Source organism: Rheinheimera texasensis DSM 17496, assembly GCF_000711985.1.
GTDB lineage: Bacteria > Pseudomonadota > Gammaproteobacteria > Enterobacterales > Alteromonadaceae > Pararheinheimera > Pararheinheimera texasensis.
Genome location: NZ_KL544005.1, coordinates 895,970 through 919,276, shown reverse-complemented (window position 1 = coordinate 919,276; position 23,307 = coordinate 895,970). Strand labels below are relative to the sequence as shown.

At 51.9% G+C, this 23,307-nt stretch carries 25 protein-coding genes; 16 read left to right on the top strand and 9 right to left on the bottom strand.

Annotated elements, in window-relative coordinates:
- Positions 1 to 154: 154 nt before the first annotated feature.
- From Q399_RS22480 to Q399_RS0114565, 7 genes are read left to right on the top strand one after another with little or no spacing between them, the layout of a single operon-like run.
- Positions 155 to 1,291 carry a methyl-accepting chemotaxis protein gene (locus Q399_RS22480; RefSeq protein WP_051686027.1) on the top strand — a complete coding sequence of 379 codons (1,137 nt, stop codon included), beginning with the start codon at positions 155 to 157 and terminating at the stop codon, positions 1,289 to 1,291.
- 9 nt (positions 1,292 to 1,300) lie between these two features.
- A complete protein-coding gene (locus Q399_RS0114590; RefSeq protein ID WP_031569637.1) occupies positions 1,301 to 1,666 on the top strand; it encodes a response regulator in 366 nt (121 codons plus the stop codon).
- An 11-nt stretch (positions 1,667 to 1,677) separates the two neighbouring features.
- The gene (locus tag Q399_RS0114585) at positions 1,678 to 1,971 is read left to right on the top strand and encodes an STAS domain-containing protein (protein ID WP_031569633.1); all 294 of its coding nucleotides are present in this window, start codon (positions 1,678 to 1,680) and stop codon (positions 1,969 to 1,971) included.
- A gap of 14 nt (positions 1,972 to 1,985) precedes the next feature.
- Positions 1,986 to 4,076, top strand: coding sequence for a chemotaxis protein CheA (locus Q399_RS0114580; protein WP_031569630.1), 2,091 nt, complete (start codon positions 1,986 to 1,988; stop codon positions 4,074 to 4,076).
- Positions 4,064 to 4,585 carry a chemotaxis protein CheW gene (locus tag Q399_RS0114575; protein WP_051686025.1) on the top strand — a complete coding sequence of 174 codons (522 nt, stop codon included), beginning with the start codon at positions 4,064 to 4,066 and terminating at the stop codon, positions 4,583 to 4,585. Before Q399_RS0114580 ends, Q399_RS0114575 begins: the two co-directional genes overlap by 13 nt.
- A 13-nt stretch (positions 4,586 to 4,598) precedes the next feature.
- The gene (locus tag Q399_RS0114570) at positions 4,599 to 5,480 is read left to right on the top strand and encodes a CheR family methyltransferase (RefSeq protein ID WP_051686024.1); all 882 of its coding nucleotides are present in this window, start codon (positions 4,599 to 4,601) and stop codon (positions 5,478 to 5,480) included.
- A 3-nt stretch (positions 5,481 to 5,483) separates the two neighbouring features.
- Positions 5,484 to 6,545 (top strand): protein-glutamate methylesterase/protein-glutamine glutaminase, encoded by a 1,062-nt coding sequence (locus tag Q399_RS0114565; RefSeq protein WP_031569625.1) that lies wholly within the window; start codon positions 5,484 to 5,486, stop codon positions 6,543 to 6,545.
- 11 nt (positions 6,546 to 6,556) lie between these two features.
- Here the strand turns inward: Q399_RS0114565 and Q399_RS0114560 are convergent, their stop codons facing one another.
- The 3 genes from Q399_RS0114560 to Q399_RS0114550 form a co-directional block, all read right to left on the bottom strand.
- Positions 6,557 to 7,054: a chemotaxis protein CheD gene (locus Q399_RS0114560; RefSeq protein WP_031569624.1), complete on the bottom strand. Its 498-nt coding sequence runs from the start codon at positions 7,052 to 7,054 to the stop codon at positions 6,557 to 6,559.
- A gap of 29 nt (positions 7,055 to 7,083) precedes the next feature.
- Positions 7,084 to 8,703, bottom strand: a complete 1,620-nt coding sequence (locus Q399_RS0114555; protein WP_031569623.1) for a methyl-accepting chemotaxis protein — start codon at positions 8,701 to 8,703, stop codon at positions 7,084 to 7,086.
- 150 nt (positions 8,704 to 8,853) lie between these two features.
- A complete protein-coding gene (locus Q399_RS0114550) occupies positions 8,854 to 9,225 on the bottom strand; it encodes a response regulator (RefSeq protein ID WP_031569621.1) in 372 nt (123 codons plus the stop codon).
- A 158-nt stretch (positions 9,226 to 9,383) separates the two neighbouring features.
- Here Q399_RS0114550 and Q399_RS0114545 point away from each other — a divergent pair, with 158 nt between their 5' ends.
- A complete protein-coding gene (locus Q399_RS0114545) occupies positions 9,384 to 10,613 on the top strand; it encodes an EAL domain-containing response regulator (RefSeq protein ID WP_051686023.1) in 1,230 nt (409 codons plus the stop codon).
- A gap of 110 nt (positions 10,614 to 10,723) precedes the next feature.
- A complete protein-coding gene (locus Q399_RS0114540) occupies positions 10,724 to 11,062 on the top strand; it encodes a zinc ribbon domain-containing protein YjdM (RefSeq protein WP_031569617.1) in 339 nt (112 codons plus the stop codon).
- A gap of 55 nt (positions 11,063 to 11,117) precedes the next feature.
- Here Q399_RS0114540 and Q399_RS0114535 read toward each other — a convergent pair whose 3' ends face one another.
- The 5 genes from Q399_RS0114535 to Q399_RS0114515 form a co-directional block, all read right to left on the bottom strand.
- Positions 11,118 to 11,348 (bottom strand): hypothetical protein, encoded by a 231-nt coding sequence (locus Q399_RS0114535; protein ID WP_031569615.1) that lies wholly within the window; start codon positions 11,346 to 11,348, stop codon positions 11,118 to 11,120.
- Positions 11,349 to 11,446: 98 nt separating this feature from the next.
- Complete coding sequence (locus Q399_RS0114530; RefSeq protein WP_031569613.1) at positions 11,447 to 11,860, bottom strand: ExbD/TolR family protein; 414 nt, start codon at positions 11,858 to 11,860, stop codon at positions 11,447 to 11,449.
- Positions 11,860 to 12,591, bottom strand: a complete 732-nt coding sequence (locus Q399_RS0114525; protein WP_031569611.1) for a MotA/TolQ/ExbB proton channel family protein — start codon at positions 12,589 to 12,591, stop codon at positions 11,860 to 11,862. The genes Q399_RS0114530 and Q399_RS0114525 overlap by 1 nt, the downstream gene beginning before the upstream one ends.
- Before the next feature lie 46 nt (positions 12,592 to 12,637).
- Positions 12,638 to 13,291: an energy transducer TonB gene (locus Q399_RS0114520; protein ID WP_031569609.1), complete on the bottom strand. Its 654-nt coding sequence runs from the start codon at positions 13,289 to 13,291 to the stop codon at positions 12,638 to 12,640.
- Positions 13,292 to 13,458: 167 nt separating this feature from the next.
- Positions 13,459 to 14,649 carry an acyltransferase family protein gene (locus tag Q399_RS0114515; RefSeq protein WP_106389002.1) on the bottom strand — a complete coding sequence of 397 codons (1,191 nt, stop codon included), beginning with the start codon at positions 14,647 to 14,649 and terminating at the stop codon, positions 13,459 to 13,461.
- A gap of 83 nt (positions 14,650 to 14,732) precedes the next feature.
- On the opposite strand from Q399_RS0114515, the gene Q399_RS22150 reads away from it, so the two are divergent.
- A complete protein-coding gene (locus Q399_RS22150; RefSeq protein WP_157836316.1) occupies positions 14,733 to 14,930 on the top strand; it encodes a hypothetical protein in 198 nt (65 codons plus the stop codon).
- Positions 14,931 to 15,304: 374 nt separating this feature from the next.
- On the opposite strand, the gene Q399_RS0114505 is transcribed toward Q399_RS22150, so the two are convergent.
- On the bottom strand, positions 15,305 to 16,261 hold the full coding sequence (locus Q399_RS0114505) for a methylenetetrahydrofolate reductase (RefSeq protein ID WP_031569605.1): 957 nt from the start codon (positions 16,259 to 16,261) through the stop codon (positions 15,305 to 15,307).
- 444 nt (positions 16,262 to 16,705) lie between these two features.
- On the opposite strand from Q399_RS0114505, the gene Q399_RS0114495 reads away from it, so the two are divergent.
- From Q399_RS0114495 to Q399_RS0114460, 6 genes are all read left to right on the top strand, one after another.
- Positions 16,706 to 18,184, top strand: a complete 1,479-nt coding sequence (locus tag Q399_RS0114495) for a TrkH family potassium uptake protein (protein ID WP_031569604.1) — start codon at positions 16,706 to 16,708, stop codon at positions 18,182 to 18,184.
- Between the two features lie 3 nt (positions 18,185 to 18,187).
- Entirely contained in the window at positions 18,188 to 19,234 is a 1,047-nt protein-coding gene (locus Q399_RS0114490; protein ID WP_031569603.1) for a sensor histidine kinase, read from the top strand.
- Positions 19,231 to 19,911 carry a response regulator gene (locus Q399_RS0114485; RefSeq protein WP_031569602.1) on the top strand — a complete coding sequence of 227 codons (681 nt, stop codon included), beginning with the start codon at positions 19,231 to 19,233 and terminating at the stop codon, positions 19,909 to 19,911. The genes Q399_RS0114490 and Q399_RS0114485 overlap by 4 nt, the downstream gene beginning before the upstream one ends.
- 127 nt (positions 19,912 to 20,038) lie before the next feature.
- Positions 20,039 to 20,761 carry an AraC family transcriptional regulator gene (locus tag Q399_RS21690; RefSeq protein ID WP_031569600.1) on the top strand — a complete coding sequence of 241 codons (723 nt, stop codon included), beginning with the start codon at positions 20,039 to 20,041 and terminating at the stop codon, positions 20,759 to 20,761.
- Between the two features lie 52 nt (positions 20,762 to 20,813).
- Positions 20,814 to 21,233 carry a DUF3703 domain-containing protein gene (locus Q399_RS0114470; RefSeq protein ID WP_084164361.1) on the top strand — a complete coding sequence of 140 codons (420 nt, stop codon included), beginning with the start codon at positions 20,814 to 20,816 and terminating at the stop codon, positions 21,231 to 21,233.
- 261 nt (positions 21,234 to 21,494) lie between these two features.
- Complete coding sequence (locus Q399_RS0114460) at positions 21,495 to 23,285, top strand: potassium-transporting ATPase subunit KdpA (protein WP_245612894.1); 1,791 nt, start codon at positions 21,495 to 21,497, stop codon at positions 23,283 to 23,285.
- Positions 23,286 to 23,307 lie beyond the last annotated feature (22 nt).

The following is a 23,307-nucleotide window of genomic DNA, read 5'->3' as shown; positions in this document are numbered from 1 at the left end:
ATGAAAATGATTCTCATTAATATGTTTCTGCAGCAGTGGCCTCGGATTCGTCGAGTGCTAACTTAAAGAATCATAACAATTTTTCGGTAGAAGTTGGACAAGCTGCTATCGGCGATCATACTTCCATAGTTGTCATTGAAGACGGAACAAATGCATGAAATTTTTGCAGTTAACGCCTGTGGTGCAGTTCGTGATAGTGGTTTTGATTGGTTGGTCCTGGATTATGGCTGCCAGTTGGTGGCACGCCTTAGTAACTACCGGATTGATGTTGTTACTGGTGTGGTTCTGGCCTTCGACCTTGCTGCCGGCAACACAGCAAACCGATAGACCTGAAGCGCAGCCTGCGAAAGATTTTCTGCCATTTAGCCAACAAATGTTGCAACTACTGCAGCACTTATTGCCGGTGTGGTCGAAGCAGTCCGGCCTGGTTCGTCAGCAAACCGAAGATGCAGTGGTAAATCTGAACCACAAGTTCAGTGATCTCCTGCAATTACTCAGTAGCCATAATGATCAGCACATGGCTGGGCATCGTCAGGAACTGCTCAGTATGATTCGGGAGTCGGAGAATAAGCTTCTGACATTGACCCGTCAGCTCAATGATGCGCAACAAAATCGTCTGCGGATGCTCAACGAAATTCAGGCGTTAGCAAAGGTAACGGAAAGTCTGCAGGGAATGACCAACGAAGTCGGTGATATTGCTGCGCAAACGAATTTGCTGGCATTGAATGCAGCGATAGAAGCAGCACGTGCCGGTGAGAGTGGCCGTGGATTTGCAGTGGTTGCCACTGAAGTTCGGGCTTTGTCCAGCCGCTCCAGTGAAGCTGGCAAGCGGATCCGGGAGCGTGTGGCCGACGTCACACAAGCCCTGACCCGGACAGTGGCAGATTCAGAACAACAGGTTGGTCATGAGCAATCGTTGTTGCAGCAAACCGAACAGACCATCAGCAGTGTACTCAGTGATTATCAGCAGGCAGTGGATCGGATCAGTACCGATAACGATCAACTGCAACAGCACACCCACGAGGTACAGGAACAATTGTCGGATGTTGTGATGCACCTGCAATTTCAGGACAGGACCAGCCAAATCCTGGGGCATGTTGTCGCGGATATGCAACGTCTCGAGCATACAGCACAGCAACTGCTCAGCGATTTGGCTACCGGACAATTGCCGGAGTTACCGCCGATACAACAATGGCTGGATCAGCTAAAGCGCACTTATACCACGTTAGAACAAGTTTCAGTTCACACCGGGAAAGCAGCGTCCGCTGCTGACGATATTACGTTTTTTTAAGGTAATTGCATGAAAACTATCCTTATTGTTGATGATTCAATCAGTATTCGCCAAGTAGTGGGTATGACGTTAAAAGGGCAGGGATTTGACGTCATTGAGGCTGTGGACGGTGTAGATGCGCTGAAAAAACTGACCGGACAAAAAGTGCACCTGATTATTTCCGACGTCAATATGCCAAATATGGATGGCATTACTTTACTAAAAGAAATCAAACAGATACCCGCATACCGCTTTACACCTGTTGTCATGTTAACCACTGAAGGTGCTGAAGAGAAAAAGGAGCAGGGGCGTGCTGCGGGCGCTAAAGCCTGGATCACTAAACCATTCCGGCCAGAACAAATGCTGGCTGCCGTGAATAAACTGATTCTTCCGTAAACGAGGCTGATATGGCAGTGGTGATTACCCCCAAAGCTGACTTTCTGGTCGTTGAGTTTGAGCAGGATTTAAGTATTTTTGCCGTCAACGAGTTGTTTGAGTCCCTGAAATCGGTGCCACAAGCGGATGCGGACAAAGTGATTCTGGATTTGACTGCTGTATCTGAGTTTGACTCTGCTGGTCTGCAACTGTTGCTGTGGCTGCAACACAGTGCACCAGCCAAAAGTTTTACCTTGAGCCACGGTGATAACCCGACTGTCCTGCGGGTGCTGAACCTTTACAACCTGAACCCGCTGGCCGCCTGAGCAGGAGTTTGCTGATGGATCTTACCCAAGCCAGATCACTTTTTATCGAGGAAGCTCTTGGTCTTTTGGAAGTGATGGAAGCCTGCTTGCTGGAAATTGAAGCGGGTGATGCAACTGCTGGCCAGCACATTGACGCGATTTTCCGGGCGGCACATACCATCAAAGGCTCCGCAGGCCTGTTTGGTTTTGATGCAATAGTGGCATTTACACACATCGTTGAGAGTGTGCTGGATAAAGTCCGGGATCAGAAAATCAGTCTTGACCACGACCTGTGTGATTTGTGTCTTTTGTGTCAGGACCACCTGATGACGATGATCCGCCAACTGCAGGATGACAGCATCCAACTTGATCTGCACGCAGGGGAACAGCTGTTAGCGCGGTTGCATCTTTACCTCGATGGAAAACCTGCGCTTGCTATGCCGGAAGCTGAAACTGCCGCTATGTCTGAGCATTGGCAGTTTGATGTGCGTTATGGCGCTGACGTATTTCGTGATGGTATGGACCCGATGTCTCAGCTCAGTTACCTCGCCACTCTGGGGACTTTAACTGACGTACATCTCAGTGCAGAGTTTCCGGCTGAACATTTTGACCCGGAAAGCTGTTACTTGCGTCTACATGCCAATCTGGCGTCGGAAGCGTCAAAACAGACACTGGAAGATGTATTTGAGTTTGTGCGCGACAGTAGCGAAATCCATATTACGGTGCCAAAAAGTATCTCGGAGCAGCTGGCGCAACAGGATATCAGTGACGAAAAACTGGGAACTTTGCTGGTCCAGGCCGGTGCTGTTACCCCGAGAGAATTGCAACAGGCGCTGCAAGCGCATAAACAACAGGAAATTGCGATTGGTCAGGCCTTAGTGCAGCAAGGTGCTGTGCCGCCTGAGCTGATCAGTACTGCGCTGGACAAACAAAAAGCGACGGAGCACAAAAGACCGGCAGACTTTCAGTTTCTGAAAGTCGAAGCCCGAAAACTGGACGGTTTGATCAACCTGATTGGTGAATTGGTCACATCAGGGGCGGAAATGGACAGTTTGCTCAGCGAGTTGGGCAATTCCAAAATCACGGAATCCTTTTCAGTCCTCAACAGTTTATTAGAACAAATCCGTGATGGTGCGCTGAGTCTGCGCATGGTCCAGATTGGCGAGTCTTTTTCCCGTTTGCGCCGGATTGTCCGCGACGTCAGCAAAGAACTCGGCAAAGAAATCGACCTGATTGTGGAGGGTGCTGATACCGAACTTGATAAAAGCATGGTGGAGAAGTTGTCTGATCCACTGATGCATATAGTGCGCAATGCACTGGATCACGGTATTGAGCCAACAGAGCTCAGACTCTATAAAGGTAAACCGGCACAAGGCCAGTTAAAACTGAGCGCCAGACACGAAGCGGGTTCTGTCGTCATTGAAATTTCTGACGACGGGGCTGGCTTAAATGTGCAAAAAATCCGCGACAAAGCGATTGAAAAAGGCATTCTGGCACCAGACCGTGATCTGAGTGAAGCCGATACTTATAAGCTGATCTTTGAGCCTGGTTTTTCAACGGCTGCAGCTGTGACCAACCTTTCCGGACGTGGCGTCGGAATGGACGTGGTCAGGCGCAATATTGAAGAATTGCGCGGGCAAATACAGATCCGCAGCGCAATAGAAAAAGGGACAACTTTCAGCATTCGGTTACCCTTGACTCTGGCGATTATTGATGGCTTTTTGGTCAGTGTGGCAGACACTAAATTGGTGCTGCCGCTGAATATGGTGCAGGAGTGCATGGAATTTAAACCGGGTCTGCAGACTCAGGGACGCAATTATCTGGACTTGCGTGGTGAGGTCCTACCGTTTATCCGTTTAAGCGATATTTTCCGGCTACCGGGCCGCAGGCTGCAGAGAGAAAACGTTGTGATAGTGCAATATGGTTCAGATCGGGCCGGCCTGGTCGTGGATGCCTTGCACGGTGAACTGCAGGCCGTGATTAAACCACTCAATTCCATGTTTCAGTCTTTGCGGGGTATCGGTGGTTCCACCATTCTGGGCAGTGGTGACATCGGTCTCATTTTGGATATTCCGCAACTCGTGCAGTTTGCCACAAATCTGGAGATGCAGACATGTCATCCATAACCCCTTCAGCTGGCGCTGAATTTTTTAACAAAGCCGAATTAACTCATCAGCATTACTTAACTTTTATTCTGCGCGATGAATATTTTGGTATCAGTATCAGTGCGGTTAAAGAAATCATCGAGTATGACAATGTCACCGCCATCCCACTAATGCCCGATTTCGTCAAAGGCGTACTGAACTTGCGCGGTGAAGTGGTGCCTGTGATTGATTTATCCATCCGCTTTAATAAACCAGCGACAGAAATCCAGCGCCGTACGTGCATCATCATTCTGGAGATCCCTTTTGAAGAGCAATTAGTGACATTAGGAGCCGTTGTTGACAGTGTCTGTGAAGTTCTGGAAATTCAACCAGAGAGTATTGAGTCGGCGCCAACATTTGGGGCTCGGATCCGGGCGCAGTTTATTTTAGGCGTGGCAAATGTCGGCGAACGATTTGTTATTTTGTTGCGGGGTGAGCGAGTGCTGTCGCTGGACGAAATGGCAACTTTGATTGAAAAAGTCATGGAATAGGTGACCCTGCAGTATGAAATCAGTCCAGCCAGTGCAGGAGCAGCCCTCAGCTACAGCGATGGCGCCCGCGCTCAGCGACCAGGAATTCCGTCAAATCAGGGATTGGCTGCATCAGCATAGTGGCATTCACTTATCGGATGTGAAAAAAAGCATGGTGGTTGGCCGGCTACAAAAGCGCGTGAAGGCGTTAGCAATGCCTTCATTTCAGGCCTATCTGAAGTTTATTAACCTGCCAACCCAGCGTCAGGAACAGCAAATCGCCCTGAATTTACTGACAACGAATGAAACTTATTTTTTCCGAGAGGAGAAACATTTCAACTTTCTGCAGCAGCAGGTTTTGCCTGCGTTTGAGCAACAACGACAGCCCCTGCGGATTTGGAGTGCAGCAGCTTCTTCAGGGGAAGAAGCTTACTCCATCGCATTGTTGCTCGCACAACAACTGGGGTTGGCCGCTGATTGGCAGGTGTTCGGTACAGACATTAATACCGCCGTGCTGGAAAAAGCCAGGCGGGCTTTGTATCCCATCGAAGCCAGTCAACGGATCGCTATGCCATTGCTGCAGGCTTTTTGTCTCAAAGGCGTCGGCAAAGAACAAGGTCGTTTTAAAATGGGTCCTGAGTTGTGCCAGCATGTGCAGTTTCTGCAGGCAAACCTGTTTGATTTACAAGCGAAGCTGCCGTTATTTGATGTGATTTTTTTAAGAAATGTACTGATCTACTTTGAGCTTGAGGATAAAAAGCGAATTATTCAAAACGTTACCCGCCAACTTAAACCTGGCGGTTGGTTGCTGGTTGGTCATTCGGAGAGTATCCACGGCTATCTCGACACCTTACAGCAAATCCGTCCCAGCTGTTATCAGTATAAAAAGCCGGTGGACCGGCAACTTCAGGAGTAAGCAGTGGCAAAAATCAAAGTCCTTATTGTCGATGATTCGGCTCTGGTCCGGCAGGTACTCAGCAGTTTGCTGGAGAAGGAGGCGGACATTGAAGTGATAGCGACTGCACCGGACCCGATTTTTGCGCAGGCGAAAATGGCGAAAGTCTGGCCTGATGTCATCACACTGGACGTAGAAATGCCACGTATGGACGGTATTACGTTTTTAAAGCAAATCATGTCTACCCGGCCGACACCAGTGTTGATTTGTAGTTCATTAACAGAAAAAGGTGCAGCCACAACCATGCAGGCGCTTGAAGCGGGCGCCGCTGCGGTATTTACTAAACCGACACTGGGGGTCAAAGATTTTCTGACTGCCGAGCGTGGTCGGTTTGCCGATACTATCCGCGAAGTAGCCAAAGTTAATACACGGAACCTCGCCCGTTTGCCTTTACCCGCTGCTGTGCCGATGAAAATGGCGCCGGCGCCGGAGCCGGTGGTTCAGGCGATGAGCAAGACCACTGAAAAAGTCATAGCTGTCGGGACTTCAACCGGTGGAACTCTGGCGCTTGAATATGTGTTGAGTCGATTGGAGCGAGATTGTGAGGGCTTGGTCATCGTGCAGCATATGCCGGAAAAGTTTACCGCGGCTTTTGCCGAGCGACTCAATAGTCTGTGCGCAATCGAAGTGCGTGAGGCCAAACATGGCGATCGGGTCCGGCCTGGCTTAGCGCTGATCGCGCCAGGTGGCCAGCATATGAGCTTGACCCGAAACGGCGCCTATTACCACGTGATAGTCAAACCCGGTCCGGCAGTAAACCGACATTGCCCTTCGGTCGATGTATTGTTCCGTTCGGCAGCGAAAGTTGCCGGAACAAATGCCATTGGCATTATCATGACCGGGATGGGGGATGATGGTGCGCGTGGTTTGCTGGAGATGCATGAGCAGGGGGCGCGGACTTTTGCTCAGGATGAACAAAGCTGTGTCGTTTTTGGCATGCCAAAAGAAGCAATTAAACGAGGTGGTGTTGATCATGTGGTGGCGCTGGATAAGATCCCCGGTGTGATGATGCAATACAGTCGCTAAAACGCATTGTGTTAACGATGGTTTGTTACCTGCCTGACCCAGACATCACCACTCCAGAGTTCAAAAATAACGTTACGGTGGCCCTGTCCGCCGACGTGTTCTGACAACGCATGTAGCCCCATTCCGGTTAGTCCCTGTCGCGCAGCGAGGATATTCATTTGTCCTATTCCTGCTGCATTTGTGGCGTGGTCAAACATGTAAGCTCCGCCAAATATTTTTGTCTGGAACTGGCTTGCCGGCAAACTCAGCTGTTTCAGTTCCCGGCTAAATAGTTGAAAACATTCGTTGGCATATCGTGCATCCAGATGAGGCGTGGTGGCGGCTGTATGTTTCGTTTTGCGCTCAGGCAACAAGAAATGACTCATTCCACCTAATTTCAGTTTGGGATGCCAGAAAGTCACTGAAACACAAGAACCAAGCAGAGTTCTGATCCTTGTGTTTCGGTCGGTGCTAAAGTAGAAATCTCCGGGTTGAAGCAAGATGTCAATCAACTGCGCGGGTGCGGTCATACTTCAAGACTCAGCGCAGCGCAACCGCATCAGAAACGGACAAAATCATTGTCGTGACTGACCTGAGGGCTGTAACCCGCTTTTTTCGTTGGTGGCTTATGTGACGCCGCTGTGCGTACGGGCGCTTCGCTGCCGCCACTGACCTTGAAGTATGAGATCAGTTGTTGCAGTTGTTCGGCTTGGCCGCTCATTTCCTCTGCGGTTGCAGCTAGCTCTTCACTGCTGGCCGCATTTTGTTGGGTGACCTGATTTAACTGCATCATCGCGCTGTTAATTTGTGTGGTCCCGGTACTTTGTTCCTCACTAGCGGCGGTGATCTCCTGCACCAGCTCAGAGGTTTTATTAATCCCCGGCACTAAATCACTGAGCAGCGTTCCGGCGCGCTCTGCCAGCTGCACGCTACCCTTCGCTACTTCACCGATCTCCTGCGCCGCCACCTGACTACGCTCAGCCAGTTTACGCACTTCCGCCGCGACTACTGCAAAACCTCGGCCGTGTTCACCGGCGCGGGCAGCTTCAATGGCGGCATTTAATGCCAGCAAATTGGTCTGATAGGCAATATCGTCAATGATGCTGATTTTTTCGGCGATACTTTTCATGGCAGAAACAGTCTGGCTGACCGCCTGGCCGCCTTCGTTGGCATTCACCGCAGCTTTTGCTGCTATCCCTTCGGTGATTTTGGCGTTTTCGGTATTTTGTGCCACAGATGCGCTCATCTCCTCCACAGAGGCTGAGGTTTCCTCGACACTGGCCGCTTGCTCGCTGGTGGCCTGAGACATATTTTGTGCGGTTGAACTGACTTCTTCTGACGCGGACGACAGATTGTCGGCGGCGCTGCGTACTTCACCAACAATTTGCGCGAGCTTGTTTACCATCTCGCTAATGGCAAACAACATACTCGACTTATCCCCGGTTTTGAGCTGCACCTGTAAGGTCAGATCACCGGCAGCAACCCGATTAACGACGTCTGCCGCATAAGCTGGTTCGCCGCCGATTTGTCGCAGCAAACCACGTACTATCACGACTGCGATGACAATCCCCAGCACAATCGCCAACGCAATGACAGAAGTCACCAGACTCTGTGCGCTGGCGTAAATCTGGTCACCGAGGTCGCTGGCTTTGTCGCCGCCGCTGACGTTCAAATCGACCAGTTTGATTAACAATGCGGAATATTCATTAAACAGGCTCAATGATTCGCCATTCAGCAGATGCATTGCTTCTTCGGTTTTCATTTGACGGGACAGAGCCACAACTTCTTCGTGGATGGTTAGATAGCGTTTAAATAGCTGGTCAAATTGCTGCAGCAACCGGGTTTCTTCTTCTGACACAATTAAAGCGGCATAGCTGTCACGGTTTTTGTTGATAGTGGCCAACGCGCTTTGCATGTCTTGTTCAAATTTGGCCATTTGTTCGGGTTTACTAGCCAGTACGTGTTGCAGCTCGGCGATACGATAATCAGAGGTCGCAGTGTTCATCTGATTGATAAAATTGATACTGGGCATCCAGTTCTTGGCAATGTCAGTGGATTGATCATTCACTTTGCTCATTTCCGACAATGCCATCAGACCGAGAAATGTCATCAGCGCTAATATTGAGAAAAACCCCAGACCCAGTTTGGTTGCAATCTTCAGTTGCCGAAAAAAATTCATGTCCTGACTCCCGCAGAGCGTATCTAGCATTGACAGTGGTGATGTTGAGACCCGGAAACCCGATTGGATTGACCTTTAACCTCAGACCTTACAATACAAGCACAGGTTTTTAGGCACAGCCAGCAATTGAACAAGATAAAAATCAGCGGGTTACTCGACAGATATCAATCGCGCTACCGCATTCAGCATTTGTTGAGGGGAGAAAGGTTTTGTCACCCAGGCTTTTGCTCCGGCATTGTATGCCTTGTCCTTAAACTCCTCGGATTTTTCTGTGCTCAGCATGATCACCGGCGTAAAGCGGTATGACGGAATAGTGCGGACTTTTTGCAGTAACGTCAGCCCATCTAAATCCGGCATATACAAATCACAGATCAGTAAATGCACCTTTCGACCATCGAGCAAGCCAAGAGCTGATGTGGCATCTTCGGCCTGCAAGGTGTCAAAGCCTGCCGTTTGTAATATTTCGTTGAGCACCAACCGCAATGGCGCTGAGTCATCAATAATCAAAATAGTCTTTTTCATCGCTTGCTCCAAAGCGCTCTTGTTCATTGTAACTATGTAAGATTTTTCGAAATTTTCGACATTTGTAGATTTTTTCTTGAGTTCGTTCTTAGATATGCCAGTCTTTCCAGTGAGGTAAGACTCTGGGTGTCGTGAAATTACGGGAAAGCATTGTTCGGATGAATGATTCAACCATTTTAATCGTCGAAGATAGCGCAGCACAGCGGGCGGTGTTACGACAGTTTTGCCAAAATGCCGGATTTCAACACATCAGTGAGGCTGAGAATGGACGGGCAGCTCTTGCGGCTATAGACGCCAGCGGTCAGGCCGCAGATATTCTGATTTGTGATCTTGAGATGCCTGAGATTGATGGCATTGAATTGATTAATTTGTTGTCGGCTCGTCAAATCAGCAGTGCTTTAATCATCGTCAGTGGCAGGGAGAGATCCTTGTTATCTGCCGTTGAGCTCATGGCCAGTACAGAAGGCCTGTATGTTCTGGGATCGTTGCAAAAGCCAGTACAGGAATCATGCTTTCGGCAATTATTGTATCAATCCTGTCAAAGTTGGTTGTCGAGTAAAAGAGGTGGGGTCAAGCAGACCGAACTGCAGCTGACCAAAGAGCAGTTGCAGCAAGCGTTGAATGACCGGCGTTTTGTGCTGCATTATCAGCCCAAAATCGATTTTGCCAGTGCAAAACTGATTGGAGCAGAAGCCTTAGTGCGCTTGCAGACGGCTGAAGACGATCAGCTGATTTTTCCGAATGATTTTATCCCCTTATGTGAGCGTTTTGGCCTGATTGATGAACTGAGTTATCAGGTAATCGAATTGGCTATTGCCCAGCAACAACGTTGGGTTGCGGCCGGATTGGACCTGACACTGTCAATCAACTTGTCGGCCTATTCCTTTGAGCAACCAGAGTTTTCCGCCCGCGTGATTGCGCTGATTAAAGACTGCGCCGTGCCGCCCAATTCGTTGATTTTTGAAGTGACCGAAACGGGAGTCATCAAGGACATTGGCCGGGCGCTGGCCATTCTGACCCGTTTGCGGTTATTTGGTTGCGGTCTGTCGATTGATGACTATGGTACCGGCTATTCATCAGTCAAACAGCTGTCGCAAATTCCATTTACCGAGCTGAAGGTCGATCGCAGTTTGATCCATGGCATTTGCGGCAAACCGCATTTGCAGGTGATTTTCGAAAGTACGTTGTCGATGTGTCAGAAGCTTGGTATTGAGTTGGTCGCTGAGGGGGTTGAACGACCGGATGACTGGCGATATTTGTTGCAGGCTGGTTGCAATACGGCACAAGGTTACCTGATTTCGCCTCCTTTGCCTGAGCAACGTTTTTCACAGTGGGTGGCTGCAGGCATGACATTTTTAAGCCAGGTCGGCGAAAAGGGCCAGTCGTAATGGCACCGGATGTGGTATCTGGTCGCAGTTTCCTGCTGCAATTTTCCCGTCTGGCGCTATAATAGCCCTCCTTTTTTTATGGCTATTAGCCATTGTCCTGCGGAGCCGCGATGAGTCAGTTACCCCCATGTCCACAATGTCAGTCCCCATTTGCCTATGAAGACGGCGTGCAGCTGGTTTGCCCGGAATGCGGCCACGAATGGCAGCCTGGCGCAGAAGTCACCGCTGAAAGCAGCAAAGAGGTCCGTGATTCGGCCGGCTCTGTGTTGCAGGATGGTGATACTGTAACCGTGATCAAAGACTTAAAAGTCAAAGGCTCGTCGCTGGTGGTGAAAATCGGCACTAAGGTGAAAAACATCCGGCTGGTGGATGGCGATCATGACATCGATTGCAAAATCGACGGTTTTGGCGCGATGAAGTTAAAATCTGAATTCGTCAAAAAGGTCTGATTGGACTGAATAAAAAATGGCGCCTTTAGCGCCATTTTTTATGGTGATAAACCCGTCAGTACGCGCGGGTTTTAAAAGTCGCGGCATCCAGAATCGACCACAAATGCACGAGGCCTGCGATCACCGCCGGGATAAAAATTAGCCACCACATGGCATAACCGACCATACAAACCACAAAAAACAAGATGGCTGGCATTAAACGGCCCTGTACCAGCTGGCCGAGTCCCGGAATAAATACGCTGCATAATGCGGCAATGACATTACCGCCTGAACCTTGCTCTGCCATATGGGCTCCTCACTTCAGTACATTCGCCTTTGTTTTGACTGTATCGCAAAACTTTATTTGTGACAGCAGAAATCTGTAAGCGAATGTATGCAGAGGCGTTATGCCCCAGGTTCCGTCAGAAACCCCAGCTGAGTAATACCGGCCTGTTGTACGGCGGCGAGCGTGGCGACCACATGCTCATAGGCCACTGCACGGTCACCCTTTAGCTGAAAAGTCGGCTGTGGTGTTAATAGTGCAGCTTGCTGCAGCCGTTGTGTGAGTTCTTCGCGGCTTAACTTATCCTTGTTCCAGTACACAGCACCGTCGGCGGTGACTGCCAGCGTCACAGTATCCGGTTTGCTCTGACTCGGCTGATGGCTGACCTGCGGCAGCTCCAGTGGGATGGAGTGCGTCAAGACCGGCACTGTGATCATAAAAATAATCAGTAACACCAGCATCACATCGACCAGCGGCGTCATATTGATTTCACTGATCACGCCGCTGTCATCGTCAAAGTCGTTATGAAAAGACATCAGGCCGCTCCGTTCACAGGCTGAGTGTGTGACACCGTGGCTTTTGGCGCAGCACCGGTGATGAAGTAGGCATGCAGCTGAAAGGCAAAGCGGTTTAATTGCGACACTATGCCTTTATTGCTGCGGCTAAAGGCGTTAAAAGCCAGCGTGGCCGGGATCGCCACGGCGAGGCCAAACGCCGTCATAATCAGCGCTTCACCGACCGGCCCGGCAATTTTATCAATACTGGCCTGACCGCTGGCGCCAAGGCTGACTAAAGCATGATAAATGCCCCAGACAGTGCCAAACAGACCGACAAAAGGTGCGACGGAACCGACTGAAGCTAAGATCGCCAAACCACGCTGTAGCTGCTCGGCACTTTCATCAATAGCGCCTTTTAAGTTGGCGGTCAGCCAGTCCGACAGCGGTAGATGGCCATGTAAATCATCGCGATGCGTGCTGTGATGTGCCAATGCCTGCTGGCCTTGATCGGCCAGATAAAAAAACGGATTGCCGGGGCCATCAACGGGCCGGGCTTGCTGTAACAATGTCAGACCGGCCTGAAAACTTTGTGCATGCCAGAACTCACGACCGGCCTGCTGCAAGCGGCGTAGTTGCCACAAGGCGTAGCTACGTCTGGCAATCACTGTCCAGCTGGCGACTGACATCAGCAGTAATAAAAACGCCACGGTTTTGCTGACCATATCGCCTTGTTGCCATAACAACGCGATGCCATAGGGATTGTCTTGCATGATGTACTCCTGTGAATAACGTGGCGCTTCTCGCCAAAAATCCGCGTTAACCTTGCTGCAGCGAAAACTTCAGCGGTAATTCGTACCAATAATCAATAGGTTGGCCTTGTTTACGTGCCGGCTGGAATTTCCATTTTTTCACCGCCTGCAGCGCCGCCTGATCCAGCCGGTCAAAGCCGCTGGATTTTTTCAGTTTTAATTCGCTCACCAGGCCTTCTTTACTGACCAGCAATAACAGCCAGACCGTGCCCTGTTCTTTGCGTTTGCGTGACAACATCGGATACACCGGCGCTTTGTTATTCAGGCCTGCGGCGTCTGCACTGGGTAATTGTGTGGTCGGCTCGGCAGTTTTTGTCGGGCTGCTGACGGCTGCTTTTTGGCGGACTGTCTTGCTGGGGGCAGGCGTCGGCGCAGCTGCCGCAGCTTTGGCGACCGGCGGCGGAGTTTTTTGTGTTGGCTTAGGCTGTGGTTTCAGCGGCGGCTTTTTCGGTGCTGGCTGTGGTTTTTGCGGCTCAGGCTCTGCTTTGGGCGGTGGTGGTGTAATTTTGGGTTCAGGCGCAATCAATACGCCCTGCAACTTTGGTGGCTCCATGTCGATTTTGGGTTCGGTGATCGCCGCATCTGCCTGCATCAACGCAGCAATAGCGCCAAGATGCAGCAATAACAACAACACAAAGACTCCGGCAGTTCCGCGCGACATGATAAAGCTTAAAGTTTATGAGAATGATTCGCATTATATGATTATGCGAAGGTTTTGTCAGCAGCTTTCTGCAGCGGACTGGTTCTATCAATAACAAAGTTGCGCTGGCGCAACCTTTAGCGCCAGCCGCAATATTGGAAAAAAGTATCAGCAGCGCCGGCGTGGGATCAGCCAGCGGCCTTAGCCTTTGCGACTGGGGCAGCAGCAAGGGCAGGGCGGAAGATATCCGGATACACACGGTCGCGAAGTGCCATCGCCGGCGCTTCGACTAATTTGTAGAGTAGCGCGCTGACGGCCAGTGACAGCAGGACATTCAGCAGCAACACAGTACTGTCGGACCAGCCTTGTGCCGATGCCTGTTGTTTGATGATATAACCGATGGGTTTGTGCACCAGATATAACGAATAAGACCAGAGCGCCAAAGTGGCAGCACCCGGTATCCGCCAACGCGCCAGCAAGCTGCCGGGCTGCAGTGCGCTCGCCAGCAGCAGCGCAAACGCCATGGCCAACAAAGAATAACCAAACACCGTGGCAAAAAAGCCATAGCCCTCGCCTTTGATATAAGCGAAATTCAGCAGCAGATATAACATCAGCGCCACAGTACCAAAGCCGATCAGCTGCAGTTTTTGCTGATGTTGCGCCAGCGCAGCCCAACGCGTCGGATAGGCATTTTTAAACAAAGCCACTGCCAATCCGGGCAGCAGCTCATCCATCCGCGCAAAGCTGGAATAATAAATAAAGGCATTAAAATAGCGGATCTGGCCATCGGCTTCGAGGCCATACAACTGCCACATCTGATAGCGATAGCAAGTCGCTGCGACAATCAGCGCACCCATCAAATAAAACGCGTGTTGTACTTTTCCGCTCAGTCGCAGGCATAGAAAAGCCACCAGCGGCAGCAGGAAATAAAACTGCTCTTCAATGCACAAAGACCAGGCGTGCGAAAAGGCAGTGCCCGGCATTAGCTGGTAATTTTGCGTAAAAGTCAGAAAACGCCACAACGGTGGTGGCGTATTGCCACCCATCAATTCAGGGAGCAGAAAAAACGCGGCCAACACCAGCCAGAATACCGGCCAGGTGCGCAGCGCACGGCGCCAGTAAAAGCGCCGGAACGACAATTGTTTACCCTGTGCCAGGCCTTTGAACAGCTGATTACCAATCAGATAACCGGACAAAACAAAAAACAGATCCACACCGACCCAACCGATCCGGCTCAACCAGCCAAAAGTCGGCTCGCCGCTGACAAACACCATATAGTGATACATAAACACCAGCAAGATAGCGCAGGCGCGCAGCAGGTCGAGTCCGCTGTGGCGGGAGGATTGGCCAACGGATTGGCTTGGCGGCAACAGGTTCATTGAAGTCCAGAAAATGTGATTGTGATCAGGTGTTTGTATTGACAGTACCATGCTGCTTGTGGATTGTCGTCAGGATCTGCGAGTTGCGCTGTTGGCGCTGGCTGCTGCCATCATTTTTGCCTTCGCCGCAAGACCGCTTAGCAAAGAATTCACCTGTCGGTGAGTCACTTTCTTTTGTTTCAGCAAAAGAAAGTAACCAAAGAAAAACCGACCCCGGTTCCGCTCGAAAGCCCGTTGAAAAATGGCAATTTGAGGCGAAAACGCAACTCGCGATTCGCTAACGTCGAATCGCTCAAACACTCGTTTTCTTAAAACCTCAAATCACCATTTTTCAACGGCTCGCTACAACGGGGAGTTGGTTTTCTTAGTTGGAGCTGGTTTAAGTGTAAGAAAATTAAAAGCAAAGCCAACTACTGAGGGCAGCTGCCCGTTGGAGCGAGCCGGCTGAAAATCGTTGGCCAAGGTTTTAATCGTGCGACGACCGGAATGGGTGTCTGAGCACGGCGACGGTAGCGCCTTTTCTTTCGGTTCCTTTCTTTTGGCAAGGCAAAAGAAAGGAACTCACCGTTAGGTGAATTCTCTGCTAGACGGTCTCACCGCAGAGGTAAAAATGATTACTACAACAAATACGCCGCCCGCAGGGCAAAAAACAGCATCAGGCGACTTGCTTCTCTGCCAGATGTAACTCCATGGTGGCTTTGAGCAAGCGGAACAACAATACAGAAGCGTCGATCTCTTCGCGTCTGTTGGTCAGACTCTCAACGTTCAAGCCGAGCGGAATATCCAGGCTGGCGCAGTGCTGCAGGATTTGCTGCAGATTGTCGCGGCATAAGCGAATGGATTCGTTCAGCGGGTTTTCGGCGTCCAGAATGCGGTAGCGGGCAGCGAGTGGCACTGAAATGCCAAGCCACTGCATAAAATCTAAGGTCTGTTCGCCACCACAAGGGGTGAAGGTCAAAATAATGCGGTTCGGTGTCAGGCCTTGCTGGCGGCAGCTGCGGGCGTAGCTGGTCAGTAAATCTATCGTGGCCTGGGCGTTGTACACCGCCTGGGTGATAAAAAATTGGCAGCCCTGAGCTGATTTTTCAATCAGACGTTGGTGCTCATTGCCTTTACTGGCGTGGCGTTCAGCGATAGCGACGCCACCCAGATACACATCGGCCGGGTGTTCAGCCAGCTCGCGGTAAGCGTCGGCCAGACTCAGTTTTATAGTACCGTTGGAAGAAGGGCTACCGACCAACACCAAATTTTGCAGCTGATAATCCCGGGCGGTTTCGCCGAGCCAGTCGCGGAACTCTGCCGCATCGCGCTGTGCCACCGACTTGTACGTGATGACATCGCGGCGCGCCAGTTTGCGCAGCAGCAGGCTGTAGTCGCGTGGGTCCAGCGTGGCGTGAAACGGGAACGGCCGTTCACTGCTGACGCGGCTGCTTTCATCCTGAATGTCGTACACCACTAAACCGTCGAACTCAATTTCGTTTAAGCGCTTCAGCAGTTTGCCGGCGATACGCTCAGTTTTATCTGCAGCAGTGCCAGCCTTTGGCGGCGTAGTACCAATCAGGTAGACCCCTTGCGTAGGGTCCTGAATTTTTTGCTGCAGACTGAGCGGCATAATCGAAATCTCTTATAGAAGCTGATATGGCTAAGTATACAGATGTTTGGATGGCTGGCCATCTAAATTTAAATGAATTTTTTCGAATCTTTAGTTGAGTAAAACTCAAGTTGCAGCAAAAAACAGTTTTGGACTGTCGAGCGGGGCCTTGATGTGCTGAATTATGCAGAGGGTGAATTGCCGGAGCTTGCCAATCAAAGGATTTTGCAGGGGTTGGCTCCGCTGGCTGGTTGTCATCTGCTGCGGCTCTGTGCTGCGTGCTGCAGAATCACTGGCGCACTTTCCTGCTCTGCAATGCGACATTCATTCAGTATCCAGGCCCAAAGCTTTGGCAGAAGTGGCGCGTCGCTCTGACGTCCTGATGCCAATCCTTATACTTTCTTTATAAAGTGCTGCAACGCGCTCTTTTAGACTATCAGTCTGAGTCTGAAGAGGTGTGAACCGATGTCCGGTTTAGCTGTGCAGGGGCCGCGCGCCAGTGGTCGCCTGCTGATTTATAAAGTATTGGGTTATTTGTTGTTGCTGTTGTCGCTGGTGCACCTGTCTGGTGCTGCAGTGTCGGTATATTTCAACGAAAACAGTTTCTGGACTTTTCTCGGCACTGCGGCCAGTTGCGTCATTGTTGGTTATAGCCTGACGCTGATGGGGCGCGAAGCGGTCGCGATGAAACAACGCCAGTTGTTTTTACTGACCACGTTAAGCTGGCTGATTATCTGTGTGTTTTCGGCCTTACCTTTCTGGCTGATTATTCCTGATTCAAGCTTTACCGATGCCTGGTTTGAAACCGTCTCAGGCATTACCACCACGGGGTCTACTGTGTACTCGGGCCTCGATAATATGCCCAAAGGCATTTTGTACTGGCGCGCCATCCTGAACTGGATTGGTGGCATTGGTATAATCGTGATGGCGATTGCGATTTTGCCGGCACTTAAAATCGGCGGGATGAAACTGTTTAAAACTGAAAGTTCAGACACCTCGGAGAAAATCCTGCCGCGCAGTTCGTCGATGTCAGCGGCCATTGGTGGGGTGTATCTGGTGCTGAGTCTGGTCACGGCCATCAGTTATTATCTGGCTGGTATGAATGGTTTTGATGCTATCACCCACATGATGGCGACCGTCGCGACCGGTGGTTTTGCCAACTACGATGCATCTTTTGGCATTTACAAAGACATGCCCCAGATTTATTGGCTCAGCAGCTTTTTTATGTTGCTGGCGGCGATGCCTTTTGTGCTGTTTATCAGCATGGTGAAAGGTGACCGCAAGGCGTTGTGGAAAGATCCGCAGGTGCGGGCTTTTCTGTTAATTGTTGCTTTCTGCACCGCGCTGCTGACTTTTTATCAGGTCAAACACAATGCGCGGGATGCGTTGGATGCGTTGACCCATAGCTTTTTTAATGTCGTTTCTATTATTACCACCTGCGGTTTTGCTTCAGAGGATTACACCTTATGGGGCAATATGGCGGTGATGTTATTCTTTTACATCACTTTTGCCGGCGCTTGCTCGGGCTCCACGTCCGGTGGCCTGAAAATTTTTCGTATCCAGTTGTCGGCGATGTTGCTGGTGAAGCAGCTGAAACTGCTGATCCATCCCAAAGCGGTGTGGAGCCAGAAATATGGCGGTAAATCGGTTGACGACCAATTGCTTGGTAATGTGCTGGCATTCTGTTTTATCTACTTCGCCAGCATTGGCTTTATCGCGCTGATGTTGTCGTTTTATGAATTAGATGTAGTCACAGCACTGACCGGCGCAGCGACAGCGGTTGCCAACGTCGGGCCGGGGCTTGGCAGTATTATTGGCCCGGCCGGCAACTTTGCCAGCTTGCCAGATGGTGCCAAATGGTGGTTAAGTTTGGGCATGTTATTGGGCCGGCTCGAAATTCTGACGCTGGTAGTGTTATTTACTCCGTCGTATTGGCGGTATTGAGGCATGCGGGTGCGCTGGCAGCAATTCAGTTCAGTGTTGGCGGGAAAGCCGGTGAACGCCGGGACCACGGCTTATTGGCTGTGGTCAACCGGCGGTATTTTGCTGCTGCCGCTGCTCGGTTGTGTGCTGTTATTGCCGCTGCGCGCTGCCGTCAGCCCGACCGACGTGGCAATGCTGATGTTGCTGTGGATCAGTGCAATGGCGCTGCAGTTTGGTAAAACGCCGGCACTGCTGACGACTTTGTGGTCGGTGCTGCTGCTGAACTGGTGTTTTGTGCCGCCGTATTACACGCTTGACGTGCACGATACCAACAACTTTATCAGCTTTTTTGTCATGGCTGCTTTTGGGCTTTTTATCAGCTATCTGGCGGACCGGTTACGCCGGCAGCAGGAACACAGTGCCCGGCAACAGCTGCAAGTAGAGCTGGAGCAACAACGCGCCGTGCTGCTGCGCAGCTTGTCGCATGACCTGCGCACACCGCTTGCCACTATTATGGGCGCATCCAGCATGCTGGCAGACGATGCGCTGCAACTGTCTGACGAGCAGCGCCGGCAACAGGCGCAGAATATCTATCAGCAAAGTTTGCTGCTCAATCAACATTTTGAAAAAGTGCTGGAACTGAGTAAAGCGCAGCTGATGGGCGATTCGCTGCGCCGTACTGCATTCAGTGCCGCAGATTTAATGGCCGGAGCCCTGGCGCGCCGGCCGGAAGATGCCGCCTTTCTGGCGCCTATCTGTCAGCAAAGCCCGGAAGCGGACGGGCAGCTGTTTAGCGGCGATGCTGAATTACTGGAAATGGCGCTGGCCAATATGCTGGAAAATGCACTGCGCCATGGCGCTCCGCCGTATCAGCTGCAGTTAAGTGCTGCCAACGGCTGGTATCAGCTGCGCCTGCACAATGCTGCTGGGCGAAAACATATTGTGCAGCGCGACAGCGGCACCGGGCTTGGCTTACGCATTTGCCAAACCGTAGCCGCGTTGCATCAGGGCCGTTTTGCACTGGAGACGGGCGAGCGCGGCGTCACCGCCTTGCTGGAGTGGCCACAATGAAAACCACGAACGCCTCAGTGCTGGTGCTGGAAGATGACGCCGGCATGCAGAGCTTTTTACAGACTTTATTGCAAAGCCAGGGTTATGCACTGCAGCTATGTTCCGAGGGGCAGGCCGGCCTGCAGTCGCTGGCCAGTCAGGCGTTTGACCTGCTATTGCTGGATTTAGGCCTGCCCGACATCGATGGCATTGAACTGCTCCGCCAGTTGCGGCAATGGTCGGACATTCCGGTCATTGTGATTTCTGCGCGGGGTAAAGAGCAGGACAAAGTCACGGCACTGGACAGCGGCGCCAACGACTACGTGACCAAACCCTTCAGCGCCGGGGAACTGCTGGCACGGCTGCGCGCAGCATTGCGGCCCCGCCATGGCCAGAGCCCGCTGCTGAGTTTTGGCACTGTGAAGGTCGACCCGGTGCAGCGGCTGGTGCACAAATCCGGAGCTTTGGTACATCTGACCAAAACCGAATATGAAATGTTGTTATGTCTGTTGCGGCACGCCGGCTCGGCGCTGACGCACAACCAAATTCTGACGCAGGTCTGGGGCGCTGCTTATCAGGACAGGCCGGAATATATCCGCGTGCATATGGCTGGCCTTCGGCAAAAACTGGAGGACAATCCGGCCGCGCCAGCGCATCTGAAAACTGAAGCCGGCGTTGGTTATCGTTTATGCGTCTGAACATGACCCTGCGTTCTTTTACATTTTTCCTGCAGTAAATCCCAACAGGGAGCGGTTTGCTGTGCCGGGCTGGCAAATTTGTTATGGTTAGCATCAGCGGCTGACAACACGCCCTGAGGAGCCATGGATGGAGAGCGCCCGGCCAACCCATTCGATTTATTTGTTTGATAGCTGTGCTTTGTTACAGTCTGCGACATTACACAGTGCTGCCCACGCGCATCTGGCGCACCAATGGACCTGCCGTACTGACGGGGAGCCTTTTAGCCTTTGGTGTAACGGGCAGTGGCAGCAGGTGCAACAAATCTTTATTCCGTCGCTGACGCCGCATCAGTTCGCCGATGAGCCGGCCGCCTATCTGACGCTGCTAATTGACGCCGGCAGCACACCGGCATTTGTCGAAGCGCTGCAGCTGTGGCTGCAAAACATCGTCACAGCGCCGCACGGGATAGATCTGGTCCGCCTGAGTCAGGCCTTGCAGGCGCGTCAGCATTATCCTGACCCTCGGGTGCGTGCGGCCTGTACGCTGATCCAACAGAGTGCTGATTTGAGCCAGTTGTCGGCGCAGTGGCTGGCACAACAGGTGGCGTTGTCGCCAGGCCGGTTTTTGCATCTGTTCAGCCAGCAAACTGGCTTGCCGCTGCGTAAATATCTGCGCTGGCAAAAACTGCTGCGGGTATTTCGCGCATTGGCAGCGCCACAGCCGCCGGCTTTTACTGAACTGGCGCTGCAGGCTGGTTTTTATGACGCAGCCCATCTGGCCAATGAAATCCGCCAGTCTTTTGGCTTGGCACTGTCAGATATTGTGCACAATAGCCAGTTTTTCCAAGACGACCTGCGACATAACCGCTGAAATACTGCCACATCAACAGCGTTACATCCGCAGAGTCAGCTTGGGAGTGAATATGTCGTCAACACTAAAACAAACGGCGCTGGCGCAACTGCAGCAGGCCAGGCAGCATTATCAGGCCGCTGAATATCAGCAAGCTTTTGCCCAGCTGGAGCGCGCGCATTTATTGGGTCAGCGTTTTTTGTGGCTGCATCTGCAAACGCATTGGTGGATGCTCAAATGTGGCTCTCGCCAGCAGGTTGCTGCTGAAATCCGTGGCCAGCTGCTACGGCTGTTGGCGGTACTGCCGGCTTATTTGCTGGGTTGGGTGCCGCTTGGCAATACCGGCGGTGCGAATGTATCAGCGCTGCGACCGATGCCGATACCGCCGGAGTTTCGGCCTTTATTTCCGCGTTACCCGGTGCTGCGCGACATGACGTTGCGGCTGCTATTCGCGTTATTGCTGCTTGGGGTCAGTTTGTTACTGCCGGCCTGATCTCCCTGAATATTTGCCACAGGCTCAGTCGCTTTAACTGCGGCTGAGCGCTGGTCCTCAGTTGTTTCCCTGCTTTTTTACGCCTTCTTTACGCCCATCCGCTGTTTCGCTCTGGAGACTTTACGGCCCGAAATCCGACAATTTTCCGTGGAATTACCACTGAGGAACCGTGATGAACTGGTTGTTGTTATTCACCTTGTGTGCACTGGCGTTTGTGCTGGCGGAAGCCATGCGTGCGCCGGAAAAGTTTTAGGAGCGCTGATGGACGTCATCTTGATTTTACTGGCGGCAGGGCTTCTGTCCTGGCCGCTTGGCCGTTATATGACGGCGGTGTTTGCCGGTGCCCCGCACTGGTCAGATAAAGTGTTTGCAGGGCCGGAGCGGTTGATGTTGCGCCTGTTTGGCGTCGACGGCCGGGCCGGCATGAACTGGCGGCAATATGGACTGGCCTTTGTCGCCGCCAATTTACTGCTCGGCATCATCGCTTATGTGCTGTTGCTGTGCCAGCATCTGTTACCGCTCAACCCGGACAACGTCGGCCCGCTTAGCTGGGATTTGGCGCTGCACACTGCAGTGTCGTTTTTAACCAACACTAACCAGCAGCATTATTCAGGTCAGCTGCAACTAAGCTTCTTCAGCCAGAGTGTGGTGCTGGTCACCCTGCAATTTTTAACCCCGGCGATGGGCCTGGCTTTAGCACTGGCGGTGCTGCGTGGCATGACCGGTGGCCTCAATAGCGCAACGGCGAAAGCCGGCGAACCGCGTAACCTCGGGAATTTCTATCAGGACAGCCTGCGCGCTTTTACCCGCGTATTGCTGCCATTGTCAGTAGTGCTGGCACTGCTGTTAGGCAGTCAGGGCGTACCGTCGAATTATCAGGCAGCCACTGAAGCGGTGTTGCTGGAAGCGCCACAAAGTGCTGAACAAGCGCAAATACAACGTATTCCGCAAGGCCCGGTCGCGGCGATGGTCGCCATCAAACAGCTCGGCACTAATGGTGGCGGCTGGTATGGCCCGAACAGCACGAACCCGCTGGAAAACCCGACGCCGCTGTCTAACGCCTTACAAACCATCGCTCTGGTGCTGGTGCCGATGGCGATGCTGTGGATGATGGGCGGCATGTTAAGCCGCACTGCCAGTGTCAACGCCGCAGCGGCCAGTCAGGCCGGGTTAACGCCCCACACAGGGCTGACGCCTCGGGCCGGCCAGGGTTTTGCTCGTATGAGTTTTGCCGTGATGGCGGTATTAAGCCTGTGTTTTGTTGCCGCAGCTGTGTACAGCGAAATGCAACCGAATGCGGCCTTTGCCGGTCTTGGCGCCAGTGGCGGTAATCTCGAAGGCAAAGAAGTGCGGTTTGGCACCGATTTGTCGGCACTTTGGTCAACGCTGACCACGCAGACTTCAAATGGGTCAGTCAATGCGATGCATGATTCGCTGAACCCGCTGGCAGGGCTCATCAGCCGCGCTGGCATGCTGATCAACGCCATCTGGGGTGGCATAGGCTGTGGTCTGATTAACTTTATTGTCTACATCTGGCTGTCGGTGTTCATCGCCGGACTGATGATTGGCCGTACGCCAGAGATGTTTGGCCGCAAGCTGGAAAAAACCGAACTGAGCTGGTTGGGTCTGTTACTGGTGCTGCCAAGTGCTGTGATCCTGATTTTAACGGCCATCACCTTGTCGGTACCGGAATGGACAGCGAACAGCAATCCGGGACTGCACGGCATTTCCCAGGTGTTTTATGAGTACACCTCAGCTTTTGCTAACAACGGCTCCGGTTTTGAAGGCCTTGGCGACAACACGCCCTGGTGGAACCTCAGTACTGTACTGGCGTTACTGCTCGGTCGTTACCTGCCGCTGTTGATCCCACTGATTATTGCCGGTCGTCTGGCGCAAAAACCAGTGACGCCACCAGGTGCCGCCAGCCTGCCGCTGCAAAGCCTGACCTTTGGTGTGACTGTAGTGGTGGTGATCCTATTGCTGAATTTCCTGTCGTTCTTGCCGTCGATGGTGCTTGGCCCTATTGGCGAAGCCCTTGTTGACCTGCGTTAGTGTCTTAATTCTGTGGAGTCTC